13 protein-coding genes are annotated in these 14,220 nt (G+C 62.9%); 9 read left to right on the forward strand and 4 right to left on the reverse strand.

Annotation, left to right across the window (positions count from 1 at the left end):
* Positions 1-238: 238 nt before the first annotated feature.
* The 4 genes from BMX85_RS31390 (at position 239) to BMX85_RS27585 (ending at position 2,865) form a co-directional block, all read left to right on the forward strand.
* A complete protein-coding gene (locus tag BMX85_RS31390; protein ID WP_255372403.1) occupies positions 239-373 on the forward strand; it encodes a hypothetical protein in 135 nt (44 codons plus the stop codon).
* Between the two features lie 5 nt (positions 374-378).
* Positions 379-702 carry a type II toxin-antitoxin system RelE/ParE family toxin gene (locus BMX85_RS27575; protein WP_229210691.1) on the forward strand — a complete coding sequence of 108 codons (324 nt, stop codon included), beginning with the start codon at positions 379-381 and terminating at the stop codon, positions 700-702.
* A gap of 131 nt (positions 703-833) precedes the next feature.
* Positions 834-1,499, forward strand: a complete 666-nt coding sequence (locus BMX85_RS27580; protein WP_090326729.1) for a response regulator — start codon at positions 834-836, stop codon at positions 1,497-1,499.
* Entirely contained in the window at positions 1,489-2,865 is a 1,377-nt protein-coding gene (locus tag BMX85_RS27585) for an ATP-binding protein (RefSeq protein WP_090326732.1), read from the forward strand. Before BMX85_RS27580 ends, BMX85_RS27585 begins: the two co-directional genes overlap by 11 nt.
* 38 nt (positions 2,866-2,903) lie before the next feature.
* Here the strand turns inward: BMX85_RS27585 and BMX85_RS27590 are convergent, their stop codons facing one another.
* Together BMX85_RS27590 and BMX85_RS31535 are read right to left on the reverse strand one after the other, a co-directional pair.
* Positions 2,904-3,461 carry a hypothetical protein gene (locus BMX85_RS27590; protein ID WP_307174375.1) on the reverse strand — a complete coding sequence of 186 codons (558 nt, stop codon included), beginning with the start codon at positions 3,459-3,461 and terminating at the stop codon, positions 2,904-2,906.
* A gap of 55 nt (positions 3,462-3,516) precedes the next feature.
* A complete protein-coding gene (locus BMX85_RS31535) occupies positions 3,517-3,858 on the reverse strand; it encodes a hypothetical protein (protein ID WP_307174377.1) in 342 nt (113 codons plus the stop codon).
* A 314-nt stretch (positions 3,859-4,172) separates the two neighbouring features.
* Here BMX85_RS31535 and BMX85_RS27600 point away from each other — a divergent pair, with 314 nt between their 5' ends.
* From BMX85_RS27600 to BMX85_RS27620, 5 genes are all read left to right on the forward strand, one after another.
* A complete protein-coding gene (locus tag BMX85_RS27600) occupies positions 4,173-4,577 on the forward strand; it encodes a YgiW/YdeI family stress tolerance OB fold protein (RefSeq protein ID WP_090326738.1) in 405 nt (134 codons plus the stop codon).
* 120 nt (positions 4,578-4,697) lie between these two features.
* Positions 4,698-5,405 carry a DNA-binding protein gene (locus tag BMX85_RS27605; protein ID WP_090326740.1) on the forward strand — a complete coding sequence of 236 codons (708 nt, stop codon included), beginning with the start codon at positions 4,698-4,700 and terminating at the stop codon, positions 5,403-5,405.
* A 411-nt stretch (positions 5,406-5,816) separates the two neighbouring features.
* On the forward strand, positions 5,817-8,693 hold the full coding sequence (locus tag BMX85_RS27610; RefSeq protein WP_090326744.1) for a TonB-dependent receptor: 2,877 nt from the start codon (positions 5,817-5,819) through the stop codon (positions 8,691-8,693).
* A gap of 183 nt (positions 8,694-8,876) precedes the next feature.
* Positions 8,877-10,415, forward strand: coding sequence for a carboxylesterase/lipase family protein (locus tag BMX85_RS27615; RefSeq protein ID WP_090326747.1), 1,539 nt, complete (start codon positions 8,877-8,879; stop codon positions 10,413-10,415).
* A gap of 118 nt (positions 10,416-10,533) precedes the next feature.
* Complete coding sequence (locus BMX85_RS27620; RefSeq protein ID WP_090326750.1) at positions 10,534-11,481, forward strand: AraC family transcriptional regulator; 948 nt, start codon at positions 10,534-10,536, stop codon at positions 11,479-11,481.
* A gap of 103 nt (positions 11,482-11,584) precedes the next feature.
* Here BMX85_RS27620 and BMX85_RS27625 read toward each other — a convergent pair whose 3' ends face one another.
* Together BMX85_RS27625 and BMX85_RS27630 are read right to left on the reverse strand one after the other, a co-directional pair.
* A complete protein-coding gene (locus tag BMX85_RS27625) occupies positions 11,585-12,085 on the reverse strand; it encodes a type VI secretion system amidase effector protein Tae4 (RefSeq protein WP_090326753.1) in 501 nt (166 codons plus the stop codon).
* A gap of 172 nt (positions 12,086-12,257) precedes the next feature.
* On the reverse strand, positions 12,258-13,838 hold the full coding sequence (locus BMX85_RS27630) for an isocitrate lyase (protein WP_090326757.1): 1,581 nt from the start codon (positions 13,836-13,838) through the stop codon (positions 12,258-12,260).
* Positions 13,839-14,220 lie beyond the last annotated feature (382 nt).

A 14,220-nucleotide genomic window follows, 5' to 3' on the forward strand; every position in this document is an offset into this window, starting at 1 on the left:
GTAGATCTCCTTTGAGTGAACCGTTTTGCAACCGGCATGGGTGTAATTTATAGGTTCAAACGAATATTGTCCGCTGGATGTCGTACTGTGTGGCGTGATATACGGTTCATTAACGGTTCAGCCGCCGTGGCTACATCAGTGCCGCATGGGCGTCACATGAGTTTCAAAAAAGCTTTAAGCCTATGGGCGCTGGACTAAATTCGGACTAAAATTGGTTTGTCATTGTCGGAAGGTAGATGTGAAGAGCTACGAGGAGCAGGAGCAGACGCTCGCGATGCTGAAGATGTTAGCTTTAGGCAGTCGAGAAATCGAACAAGGCAAATTCCGAGACGCAGAAGATGTTTTTGCCGAATTGGATAAAGCTGACGACTGATGAGAATGCGGGTGATCATCCTTGACTCTGCCGAGCGAGACCTCAAGGACTTGAAAAGCTGCATTGTCAAAAATTTCTCATTGGAAGTATGGCGGGATACTTACGCAAAGTTAAAAGAATCCATTCGACATTTGCAGAACGTCCCTTTTTCGGGCGGCGTCCCGGACGAGATTGAAAAATTCAATCTTCACCAGTTTAGGCAAGTCGTTTCTGAGCTGAATCGCATAATTTATGAAGTCCGCCAAGACAAGATTTACGTCCACATGATCGTTGATGTGCGGCGCGATATGACCTCGCTGCTCACGCGACGCCTGTTGAGAGACTTCTAGCCGCTTCCTTAAACACATTCGCCCGACCTGCTAAAGGTGAGCGACCTGCTTTAAGATTCGTTTCATCTTGCCGCGCCAAACTCGACCGCGTTCTTCCGCCATACTGGCGGCAATCTCCTTTACGAGTCCCTATGCGCATACTGTTAGTCGAAGACGACACCTCCCTGGGCGAAACCATCTTCGCGTGGCTGCGGCTTGACCAGCATGCGGTCGATTGGGTGCAGCGTGGCGATTCGGCCCAGACCGCGCTGATGACGCACCGCTACGATTGCGTGTTGCTCGACCGTGGCTTGCCCGGCATGTCCGGCGACGCCCTGCTGGCCGAACTGCGCGCCACCGGCAACCACGTGCCGGTCATCCTCATCACCGCCTTCAACGCGCTGGCCGACCGGGTCGAAGGACTGGACCTGGGCGCCGACGACTACCTGGTCAAACCGTTCGAGTTGGAGGAAATGTCGGCGCGCATCCGGGCGGCGGTGCGGCGTGGCGCCGACCAGGTGAGCAACGACCTGGTGCACGCCGACATCGCGCTCAACCTCGACACCAAGCAGGCCAGCCTGGGCGGCCAGCCGGTGGCGCTGACCGCGCGCGAATACCACGTGCTGTACGCGCTGCTGCTGCGCAAGAACAGCATCGTCACCCGCGCACAGATCGAGGAAACCCTGTACGGCTGGGGCGATGAGGTGGAGAGCAACGCCATCGAGGTCTACATCCACAACCTGCGCAAAAAGCTGGGCGCCGACAACATCGTCACCGTGCGCGGCCTCGGCTACCGGTTGAAAAACAATGACGACTGAACCGGCCGACGCGCACCGCGCGCCGTGGTCGCTGCGGCGGCGCCTGCTGGCGGCGATCGTCGCGGCCAGCACCGTGCTGTGGCTGGCCAGCCTGGGCATCGTCACCGTCATCGCCTGGCACGAGACCAACGAGGTGTTCGACGACGCGCTGGAGGAGTCCGGCTACATGATCATGGCCGCCACCACCGAATGGAACGAGCGCGGCCTGCTGGCGTCGGCGCGGCCCGGCGGCGCGAACGGCCGCAAGGTCGACATGCAATACCAGATCGTCGTCGATGGGCGCGTGATCCAGCGTACCAGCGGCGCCCCGGTACGGCCGTTCGTCACCGGCTTCGACGACAGCCACGGCTTCGCCGATCCCGAGGTGGACGAGCGCCGCTGGCGCGTGTTCGTGGTGCGCGACGAGGCGCGCCGCTTCGAGGTGCAGGTCGGCCAGCAGTACAAGAAACGCTTCGACATCCTGGAGGAACTGGCCGAGTCGCTGTGGCTGCCGGTGCTGGGCTTTCTGACGTTGCTGGCGCTGGTGTGCTGGGTCTTGACCGGGCGCGTGCTCAAGCCCTTGCGCCGGACCGCGTCGGCCATCGCGGCCAAGACGCCGGACGATCTGGCGCTGGTGCCGACCGCCGGCCAGCCGCGCGAACTGTTGCCGATCGTGCTGGCGCTGAACGGCGTGCTGGGCCGTCTCGATGCGGCGCTGCAAGCCGAGCGCCGCTTCACCGCCGACGCCGCGCACGAACTGCGCACGCCGCTGGCGGGGCTGCACATGCACGTGCAATTGCTGCAGCGGCAGCATCCGGACCTGGCGGCGTCGTTCCAGAAGCTGCGCCAGGATATCGCGCGCATGACGGCGCTGGTCGACAGCCTGCTGGCGCTGGCCCGGCTCGACCCGCTGGCGCGCGAACAATTGGTGCGCCAGCCGGTGGCGCTGGCGCCGTTGTTCGAACGGCTGCTGGCCGCCCACGCGGCCGAGGCCGAGCGGCGCGGCGTCACGCTGACCGCGCGCTGCGATCTGGAGCAGGTGGACGCCAATCCGCAGATGCTGGAGATCATGCTGCGCAACCTGATCGACAACGCGCTGCGCTATTGCCCGGCCGGCAGCCGGGTCGAGATCGCGGCGGACCGCATCGCCGGTTGCGGCCGCATCGTCGTGCGCGACGACGGTCCGGGCGTCGACGAGGCCAGCCGGCGGCGGCTGACGGAGCGGTTCTTCCGCGTGCTGGGGCAGGGGCAGGGCGGCAGCGGACTCGGTCTGTCGATCGTCAAGCGCATCGCCGACCTGCACGGCATCGACATCGTGTTCGGCGTCGGCCTCGACGGCCGGGGCCTGGGTGTGACGCTAAACCTGCCGCCCGATCCTCTTCCTTAACGATCCACGGATACCGAGGGTTATCCTGTGTGTTTTTTCTAGCGAGGTTTTTGGTCGGCTTCTCGGACCAGGTAGCACGACATTGTGTCCGGAGTAGCAGCCTTATAGCCGGCACGCTTATCGTTGAGGTAACTTTGCTCGCTGCCATATCCTGTAACGCTCCAACCGATGTCTTGATTGGGGCCGCCATCATGCGTGAGCGAGATGAGCTCGTAGCGGCAGCCAGGAATGATTCGCGTGAAGCGCCAGGTGATGCGCAAGTGCCCGTCGCTGTCCGTGTGTTCGACCAATTTATGGGGCGCCTGGCACTGACTGAATGTAGTTAGCCAGGATATGGTCTGGGTACGCACTGCGAGCATGCCATAGCAGGCCCGACCGGTACCGAGGAAACGACCAGTGAATGGCGCTTCGCCGGCCTGTGCCGTCAGTCCCGCCGCCATGCATAAAGCAAGCGCGAGCCGGATCATGGCGCACATCCGTCGCCATTTACCGCACTTTTGCGCATCGTAGCCAAGCAGTAATTCAACTTCTTCGCGTAAGCCGGATCGCCGACGTTGTAGCGCGCCGCGACGGTCGATGTCGTCACCATGTCCCATCCTACAATGACCTTCTGAATAGCTGCTTTCTGATACTTCAGTGTCTGACCCGGCTTCAGGACGAATGCTCCGGGGTTGAGCTTTTTCCGCCCTCTTTCCCCGACAATAAGGCCGCCAGTCCGGGGTCCCCGCTATTGCCGATCTGCATTGGATTGTTATGCCATGCCGGGTTGTTCGGACCGCCTGATTCGGTCCAAACCATCGCCTTGACGATACGCCAATCGAGTGGGAAATAGCCGCCCTTACCGGACAAATGACGGTTCAATTCGGCGACTATGCGTTGGAGGTCACAATCGTGCGAGTGCCATCGGCGATCCTTTAGTGAAGCGTCTATCGTGTCTTGCCACAACTCGTAGCTGGAACGCGCCTTGGCGGCGGCTGGTTGTGTCATCATCATATCGGTCTTTCGTATCGAAGGCTGATTACCGTGACTGGATTGACGGGCTTCAATCGCGCAGGCGCTTTTAGCGTAGACTCCTGCCAGGAATGCCCTTTGCACTCGCGCAAGGAATGCAAGTTTTCGTGAGCAACTGGTGTGAACCCGCGTAGGTCGCGGCGTCTCGTTGTGCTTCATCGAGAGCATGTCAAACTTCCTCCTCGCATGCTCTAAGATTCTTTAAGATACGGTTAATGTCCAATCGGTGTAATGCGTCTGTGCCTGCAACACATAGCAGGTCCCGATAACGACTTACAACCACAAAGGACAACACCATGAAACGCATATTCCAACTCTCCCTCGTCACCGCTTTGCTGGCCGGTTCGGCCTTCGCCGTCGCCCAGCCCGGCGGCTACGCCGGGCCGTCGACCAACGCCGCGCCGGCCGGCTACTCCGGCCCGTCGACCGTGCAGCTGATGACGGCCAAGGATTTGCTGGCCAAAGGCAAGGACGACCAGTACGTCAAGCTCAAGGGCAAGCTGGTCAACCACAAGGGCGGCGAGGAATACGAGTTCGCCGACCAGAGCGGCAAGATGACCGTCGAGATCGACGCCAAGCGCTTCCCGGACGGCGCCAAGATCGACCAGAACACGCTGGTCGAGCTGACCGGCGAATTCGACAAGGAAACCTTTGGCGAATCGACCCTGGACGTTAAGCAAATCAAGGTCGTGACCAACTAAGCAACCCGCTGTGCGACCTGTGCGCGCGGCGTGCACATTCGCCGGATTAGTCTTGCCGTCGCGTAACAACATCTGTATCTTGTGGGGATCGTATTTGTTAAATTTCCACTGGAGCATGCAATGTCACGTCAAGAAGTCACAGCCGAACAGGTCGCCTCGGCGGCCGATGGGTTACAGCGCGACGGCACGCGGGTGACGATCGAGGCGGTGAGCGCGCTGCTCGACGGCGCCTCCGTCAACGCGGTGCACAAGCATTTGACGGCGTGGCGCGCGCGCAACGCCAAGCCGGCGGCGGCGCCCAAGCTCGATATTCCGGAGCCGATCGCCGTCGCGCTGGGCAAGTGGGCGCAGCAGTTGGCCGAGGAGGCCGGCGTCGGCGCGCGCGACGCGCTGGCGCAGTCCGAGGAGGATATGGAGGTGCTGCTCAAGTCCGGCGAGCAGTTCGAGGCCGAGCGCGAGGAGTTGCTGGCCCAGGTGGCCGGCCTGACGGCCGAGCGCGACGAGGCGCTGGCGACCCTGGTCGAGCGTGGCGAGGAGATCGACCAGTTGCAGGCCGAGCTGCGCAACGCGCGCCATATCGCCACCGACGCGCTGGTCGGCAAGGCGAAGGACCAGCTGGCCATCGAGGGCAAGGATAGCCAGTTGGCCGACCTGCGCGCGCAGATCGAGCGCAACGTGGCGGCCGCCGCCGCGTTGTCCGACGCGCGGCTCAAAGCCGAGATGGAACTGGTCGGCGCGGTCACGGCGCGCGACAGTTTCGCCGCCGAGATCAAGGAGTTGCGGGCCAAACTCGCCTCCCGCAGCGGCGAAGCGCGCCGCGCGGAATAAGCCCGCGCAAACCGGCAGGCGGGGCCGGCGGTTCTACCGAGGCCGCCTCACCCGCCCCCCGCCATCGCCGCAGTGCGGCTTTCACGCAACAATTTGCCGCGTGGCCGGTTTTTTTTACTGCCGCCCGGCTTGTGGCGAGCTCTTCTTCAGGTAGCCGCCGCGCCGGTGCGCGGCGCGCGCCCGAATCCCCCCTTTTGCCGCTTGTGCGCCCGGTGTAGCCGTCGGCCGGGCAGTGCCGTTCACGATCGAAAACAGTAACTTCCAGCGCGTTGTCATAACTGTTTCGGTATCGGAACCGGGAAAAATTTGATTGGTTCGCTGTCGGTTCGCTCCTTAAGATTAGTTTCGCAGCACAAGAAAACATGCTTGCGAACTAAATCATTTACAAAAATTATAATTACGGAGACAGACATGAGCGTTCCTGCGACGGGGCAACACGCGGCACCCCAATATCATCTGAAAATCAAGCTGTCGGTCGCCGTCCTCGCCGGCGCCGGTATCCTGAGCAGCGCCTCGGTGTGGGCGCAAGCGCCGGCCGAACAGGCGGCGCCGATCGACACCGTGGTCGTCACCGGCGTCAAGGCGTCGCTGATCAAGAGCCTGGCGATCAAGCGCACCAACGACCAGGTGGTGGAATCGATCGTTGCCGAAGACATCGGCAAGCTGCCCGATAACAATGTGGTCGAGGCGCTGCAGCGCGTGACGGGGATCCAGGTCACCAACCGCTCCGGCGGCGAAGTCGGTACCTTGTCCATCCGCGGCCTGCCCGACGTCCAAACCACGTGGAACGGCCGCACGATCTTTACCGCGTCCGGCACACAGGTCGCGCTGCAGGACATTCCGTCGAACCTGGTTCGCCAGATCGACGTCTACAAGACGCGCGACGCCAGCCAGTTGGAGATTGGAATCGCCGGCCAGGTGGACGTCAAGACGCTGCGGCCGTTCGATTTCAAGGGATCGAAAGTGTCGCTGTTGGCGCGTGAGACCTATCTCGATCCCGCCAAGAAAGCCAACCCGCAACTCAGCGCCTTGCTCAGCAACCGTTGGGAAACCGGCATCGGCGAAGTCGGCGCCCTGATCAATCTGTCGGCCAGCCGGACGAAGTACCGCAACGAAAGCGTGACGCCGGGGGCGATGGTGCCGTTCACCAGCCCCAACGCGGCCGAAGTCCCCGCCGGCTACACGCCCCTGCAGCGCATCACCGACACCAGCATCTGGACCCCGGGCACCCGTACCGGCTTGCCGATGGCGGCAGGTTCCACGCTCGATTTCAACGGCAAGGCCTATCCTTACTACCTGGCGCGCGACGCCGTGTTCCAGAGCGACCTGCAGGGCAAGCGCGAGCGTCCCGCCGCCAATCTCGCGTTGCAGTGGAAACCGAACAGCAGTTCGCTCTACACCTTCGAATCGATGTACAGCGGTTATCGTGACAAGGCCTTCAACCAGTTGCTGTTCAGCTTTGCCGACTGGTGGGGCGATCTCGGCAGCAACCCCGCGGGGACGATTACGACCTTCCCGGGAACCAATATCATCAAGAGCCGGAATGTCGGCAGCGTCTATGGCTTCAACAGCGGCGACTACACCACGTCGGCCACCGATTCGCGCGTGTATGCCCTGAACGGCAAGTGGGATATCGGCGACAGGCTGAAGCTGGAGGGTGATGTCTCGTACCAGTCCAGCAGCTTCCACTCGGAATTCACCGCCACCCGGATCGATCGCGTCGCACCTTCCATCAACGTCGACTTCAATGCCGGCGGCGGCAACACGGCCTTTGGTTTCAACAACAATGCCGACCTGACCGACCCGACCAAGTGGAATGTCGCGCAGTTCTTCGATACCGCCAACCGCAACAAGGGTAGCGCAGCGACGGCCAATCTGTCGGGCATCTACGATGCCGACTGGGGCCCGCTGCAGACGATCCACTTCGGCGCGCGCCTCGACGAGCGCAAGGCGTCGGAGGCCAACCGCAACCAGTCGGGCACGTTGAACCGCAACCTCGCCTCGCTCGGTCCGGAGTATTCCTCCACCAACTCGGGCTTCGGCACCGACATCGCGGACGTTCCGCGCGCATGGGTGGAACCCAATGCCTACTACATCCGCGACCATATCGACGACTGGCGCAAGATGTTCAGCTCGACCGATCCGAACTTCCTGACGACGGACCAGCTGAGGCTGCAGAAGACGTTCCAGGTCGATGAAAAGACGAGCAACTTGTTCCTGATGGGGAATACCCAAAACGAGCTGTTCGGCAATCGCCTGCGCGGCAATTTCGGTATGCGCTACGTCAAGGTCGATACCGACATGACGTTCTATAAGATCGATGCCACCACCAAAGCCGTCACGCCGTCCAGTGCCAGCAAGTCGACCAGCAAATTCCTGCCCAGCGCGACCTTGATTTACGACGCGGCCAAGGACGTCGTGCTACGCGCCAATTATGGTCAAACCCTGCGCCGCCCGAACTTCGGTAGTTTGAATCCGGTCCTGCAACTCGGCGACGACGTGACCCGGGTGGGTTACGGCTCGGGCAGCGGCGGCAATCCGGACCTGGAACCGACGCGCTCCAAGAACCTGGATCTGACGGCCGAGTGGTATTTCCAGAAGGACAGCGCACTCTACGGTACCGCGTTCCAGCGCAAGATCGAGGGCTTGATCGTCGATTTGCGCCGCCGGGTACACGTCGATCCGGCGAACGATCCGTTCCGTAACTCGACCTCGGGCGGCGACCATACGAACGGCTACGACTACGTCATCAACTCGCCGGTCAACGCTTCGGACGGCAAGATCAAGGGCGTCGAGCTGGGGCTGGTTTATTTCCCGAAATGGCTGCCTAGCGTGCTGGACGGCCTGGGGTTCCAGGGTAGCTTCACGAAACTGTCGTCGTCGCAGAACGTGCCCGAGGTCAATGATGCCGGCGACATCGTCGCCCAGCTCGAGACACCGTTCTTCGGCGTGTCCAACCGGTCGTACAACGCCACGCTGGCTTACGAAAAGGGTCCGGTCAGCGCGCGCCTGTCCTATGTGTGGCGCTCCGGCTTCCTGTCCACCAACGAAGCCGCCCAGTTCGCCAATCCGCTCGGTATCTGGCGCCGTCCGGAAAAGAGCGTGGACATGCAAGTGTCGTACAAAATCAACGACAACATGTCGGTCGATATCAGCGGTGTCAACCTGACCAACGAAATGCAGCAGCAGTACTACCACTTCGGCAATGCGGGTACCCCGCAGACGACCAACTTCGGTACGCTCCAGATCGGACGTTCGGTCGCGGTTGGCTTGCGCTGGAAGATGTAAGCGTCACCATGTAGTAGTCGCCGCAAGGGGGCGATTTCATTTGCGCGTCGCGGGCCACGGCCCCCGGCGCGTTTTTTTTCGTCGCAAGCCGTTGGTGAATGTCGAAAAGCCGGCTGCGCAAATTCACACGCTTGCCAAGCAATAAAGGGAGTAGCATTCCGACCATTATCGGAGAACATAATAATGAGACATTTACGTGCGGCCGCCCTGGTCGCGTTGCAGCTCGGGGGCCTGGCGGCCGGCGCGGCCCACGCGGCCCAGCCGACCGTTCCGGTCAAGGTCACCGGCGGCGCGATCGCCGGCACGCGCGACGGCGCGATGAACACCTACCTCGGTGTCCCCTTCGCCGCCGCGCCGGTCGGCGCGTTGCGCTGGCGGGCGCCGCAGGCCGTGGCGCCGTGGAAAGGCGTCAAGCCGGCGACCGCGTATTCGCCCGCGTGCGCGCAGACCGCCGTGTGGGTGAGCAACCCGAAAAGCGAAGACTGCCTTTACCTCAACATCTGGGCGCCCGAAAAGGCCGCCAAGCTGCCGGTGATCGTCTGGATACACGGCGGCGGCTACTACGGCGGCACCGCCGCGCAGGGCGGCTTCGACGGCGCCAACCTGGCCGGGCACGGCGCCATCGTCGTCACCATCAACTACCGCCTCGGCATCTTCGGCTTCTTCGCCCATCCGGACCTGTCGGCCGAATCGCCGCACCGCGCCTCCGGCAACCAGGGCTTGCTGGACCAGATCGCGGCATTACGCTGGGTCAAGGACAACATCGCGGCCTTCGGCGGCGATCCGGAGCGCGTGGCGATCGCCGGCGAGTCGGCGGGCGGCACGTCGGTCGGGGCGATGGTGGTCTCGCCGCTGGCGAAGGGCCTGTTCCAGCGCGCCATCGCCGAGAGCGGCTACGCGGCGGTGCCGCGCGACGCCGGCGACCGCAGCCACCTCGATCGCCGGCGCGCCGAGGCGCAGGGACTGGCCTTCGCGCGGGGCTTGGGCGCGACGGACGTGGCGCGGCTGCGCGCGCTGAGCGTCGAGGCGTTGCAAAAGCCGGCGTGGTCGCCGCAGGCGATTGTCGATGGCCACGTGCTGCGCGAAGACCTGGCCACGACCTATCGCCGGCACCGTCAGAACGACGTGCCGCTGCTGGTCGGATGGAACGCCGAGGAGGGCAAGGACCTGGCGCCGGAAATCCTGGGCACCGGCGATTTCACGGCGGCCCGGCACCGCGAGCTGGCGACCAGGTTGCTCGGTGACGCGCCGTCCGAAGCGTTGCTGGCGCGCTATCCCGGCGCCACCGATGCCCAGGCCAAAGCCTCCATCGATCAGCTCACCAACGACTGGTGGGGCTGGGGCAGCCTGTCCTGGGCCAAGCTGCACGCCAGGCATGGCCGCGCCAAATCGTACGCGTACTTTTTCGCGCACCAGCCGGCCGAACCGGCGACGCCTTGCGGCTATGGCTGCGGCGCCGGCCACGGGGCCGAGATTGCGTACGTGTTCGACAATCTGGACAAAGACGGGCGCGCGTGGAGCAAGCCGGATCGTGAACTGGCCGCGCGGCTGGCCCGGACCTGGGTCAACTTCGCCGCCATGGGCAGCCCCGAGGGCAAGGGTTTGCCGGCCTGGCCCGCCTACGACGGCACGAACGCGTCGGTGACGCGCATCGGCAACGAGGCCGAACTCGAACGCTATCCGCTGCCCGACTTCTCGGTGTTTCCGCCGATGGAAAAATAAGCGATCGGCTAGCCCGATGCTGTCCAACTCTTGCCCAATCCTGTCGCCGTGAAGCAATGTGCTGGCGCAATCCACACGCGAACGGCTAGACTGTGGGGGTGGGATTTCGGGAGCGCCTGTGAAAGCATCAGAGTTGAAGGACCGTCCGGCGAGCGCGCACACCTTGCCCGTGCGACGGCGCATCCTGGCCGATTGCGAGCGGCTGGCGTGGCATTCGCCTGCCTTGGAGACGGGCATTCCGGGCCTGACCTTGTACCGCGTGACGGAACCGTCGGCGCCGTTTTCCAGCATTTACGAGCCCAGCGTGTCCTTGATCATTCGTGGCCGCAAGCAGGTGGTGGTCGGCGCGGCGGTGTTGGACTACGACGAGTCGAACTTCCTGCTGACGGCGATCGATCTGCCGACAACGGTGCGGATTCTCGACGCCAGCGACGCCGAGCCCTATTACGCGGCGTTGCTGCGGCTCGACCTGGAGTGCCTGCGCCGTCTCATCGTGCAGCACGACGTGCGCGCCAGCGCGCCGCAGCGGGGGGACATGGCCATCGCGGTGGGAACGGCCACCACCGGGCTGTTCGACGCGCTGGCGCGCCTGATCGGACTGATGGACACGCCGCGCGACCTGCCCTTTCTCGCCGCACACATCCACGAGGAGATCCTGTACCGGCTGCTCAGCGGAGAGCAGGGCGAGCACCTGCGGCGCATCGCGCTGTCCGGCACGCAGACCAACCGGGTGGCGGCGGCCATTTCCTGGCTCAAGCAGAACTACATGGCGCCGCTGCGCGTCGAGCAACTGGCCGGGATCGCGCGCATGGGCGTGTCGACCCTGCACCATCACTTCCGCGCCATGACGGCGATGAGCCCGCTGCAATACCAAAAGCACCTGCGCCTGCACCACGCGCGCGAATTGATGCTGAGCGAAGCGGCCGACGCGGCCACCGCCGCCTTCCGCGTCGGCTATGAAAGCCCGACCCAGTTCAACCGCGAGTACCGCCGCATGTTCGGCGCGCCGCCGATGCGGCACATCAAGTCCATCCAGCAACAGGCAGATTCCCCGGCACGGCGCTGACGGTGTTGCCTTGGTTGCGATGCCGGCGCCGCTGCTGCCGCTGCTGCTGCTGCTGCTGCTGCTCAGTTTGGCGCCGCTGAAACCAAAGTGGATAAGTGAAAATCTAATTCAGGCTCCAGAAGTTGGCGCGGTCGGTGCGGTATTTTGCTCCCGGCTCGTTGAAATAGCAGTTGTCATAGCAGGCGATGCCGTCGTAGAGCGTCGCATGGCCCAGCGCGTCGTCCCAGCCGGACACCTCGAACAGGATCAGGCCCTGCCGGCCGGCCAGCGGGCCGCCGCCGGAGGCGGGATGGTCGACTACTTCCGGCTTGCCCCATTGGCGCGTCAGGAACGCGATCAGGTCGCGCACACGGAAAAAATACTGGCGCTTGTCCGCCCCCGACACCGTCTTGCCGCGCATCGCGGGCAACACCATGCCGGCTTCGCCCAGGATATAACTCATCCGCACGGCGCAGGTGTTTTCCCAGCGCTGGGAAGGGTTGGGGTTGTTGATGTTCCTGGCCACATAGCCGCCGATCACCTCCGCCACCCTGGCGGCGGAATTGTCGCGGTCGTAAATCCGCAGCGAGGCGGCCCATGCATCGCTGAAACGGGGACGGGTCATGATGTGCTCCTTGGTCGAGGTTGCCGGATTGCCGCCTGCCGATTATGCGCCTTCCGCCGCGTGGCGGGCTCAATACCCGTCAATCCCCCGGGGCGCCGGTGGCGGCGCGCCCGGGCGAAAAAAAAGCCCGCGGTAGCGGGCTTTTTCAGTCAGTCAGCGGATTTCGTGGATCTTAGAACTGGTTCATGGTGTTGTCTTTACCGGCCGCTTTCAGTGCCGCCTCGCCGCTGAAGTAATCCTTGTGGTCGTCGCCGATGTCCGAGCCGGACATGTTCTGGTGCTTGACGCAGGCGATGCCCTGGCGGATTTCCTTGCGTTGCACGCCGGCCACATAGCCCAGCATGCCTTGCTCGCCGAAGTATTCCTTGGCCAGGTTGTCGGTCGACAGCGCGGCGGTGTGGTAGGTCGGCAGCGTGATCAGGTGGTGGAAGATGCCGGCTTCGCGGGCCGCGTCGGCCTGGAAGGTGCGGATCTTCTCGTCGGCCGTGATGGCCAGTTCGCTCTGGTCGTATTCCACGCTCATCAGCTTGCTGCGCTCGTACGACGACACATCCTTGCCGGCTTCCTTCATCGCGTCGTACACCTGCTGGCGGAAGTTCAGGGTCCAGTTGAACGACGGGCTGTTGTTGTAGACCAGCTTGGCGTTCGGGATGACCTTGCGGATTTCGCTGACCATGCCGCCGATCTGCGAGATGTGCGGTTTTTCGGTCTCGATCCACAGCAGGTCGGCGCCGTTCTGCAGCGACGTGATGCAGTCGAGCACGCAGCGCGCCTCGCCGGTGCCGGCGCGGAACTGGAACAGGTTGCTTGGCAGGCGCTTCGGACGCAGCAGCTTGCCGTCGCGCTTGATGATGACGTCGCCGTTGCCCAGCGCGTCGGCCGACACTTCCTCGCAATCGAGGAAGGCGTTGTACTGGTCGCCCAGGTCGCCCGGCGTGGCGGTGACGGCGATCTGCTTGGTCAGGCCGGCGCCGAGCGAATCGGTGCGGGCGACGATGACGCCGTCGTCCACGCCCAGTTCCAGGAAGGCGTAGCGGATGGCGCGGATCTTGGCCAGGAAGTCTTCGTGCGGCACGGTGACCTTGCCGTCCTGGTGGCCGCATTGCTTCTCGTCGGAGACCTGGTTTTCGATCTGGATGCAGCACGCGCCCGCTTCGATGAATTGCTTGGCCAGCAGGTAGGTCGCCTCGGCGTTGCCGAAGCCGGCGTCGATGTCGGCGATGATCGGCACCACATGGGTGATGTGGTTGTCGATTTTTTCCTGGATGGCGGCCTTGGCTGCGCCTTCGGCGGCGTCCAGCTCACGGAACAGGCCGCCCAGTTCGCGGGCGTCGGCCTGGCGCAGGAAGGTGTACAGCTCCTTGATCAGCGCGGTGACGGCGGTTTTCTCGTGCATCGACTGGTCCGGCAGCGGGCCGAATTCGGAGCGCAGCGCGGCGACCATCCAGCCCGACAGGTAGAGGTAGCGGCGGTCGGTGCTGTTGAAGTGCTTCTTGATCGAGATCATCTTCTGCTGGCCGATGAAACCGTGCCAGCAACCGAGCGACTGGGTGTACTTGGACGAGTCGGCGTCGTAGGCGGCCATGTCGGCGCGCATGATCTTGGCGGTGTACTTGGCGATGTCCAGACCGGTCTTGAATTTGTTCTGGGCGCGCATGCGGGCGGCCGATTCGGGATTGATGGCGTTCCAGGCGCTACCTTGTTGTTCTTTTAAACCGGCAACTGCCTTGATGTCGTCTTGATATTGGGACATGTGTATCTCCTGAAGGAAAAAAAGCGCGTTTGGAAAATCGTCGAGTTCCGCTGGGTGTTTTATCGCGAACTCCATGACTAAATAGTAGGGTATTTTGGTGCGTTGCATCAAGGTCTTATATAAGACATAGGACATAAATTTATCTGTTTGTATTCAACGACTTGATTTGTGAATTTTGGCATGTGAAACGAACTTTCAAAAAATGATATGGCTGGGTCCGCATAAATTGCGGCGCGATCCCGCGATGTGAAACGGCTTTTCAGCTGCTGAGTAATCCGGGCGGGCGCGGGCCGCGTCGGCGCCGCGCGCATACCGAAACCCGTATCGACGCCGGTGAAAATGTGATTGGAGGGATTCGGGGGCGCCCAGTAGCATGGACTGG

It is taken from the genome of Duganella sp. CF517, from assembly GCF_900110275.1.
GTDB lineage: Bacteria > Pseudomonadota > Gammaproteobacteria > Burkholderiales > Burkholderiaceae_D > Rugamonas.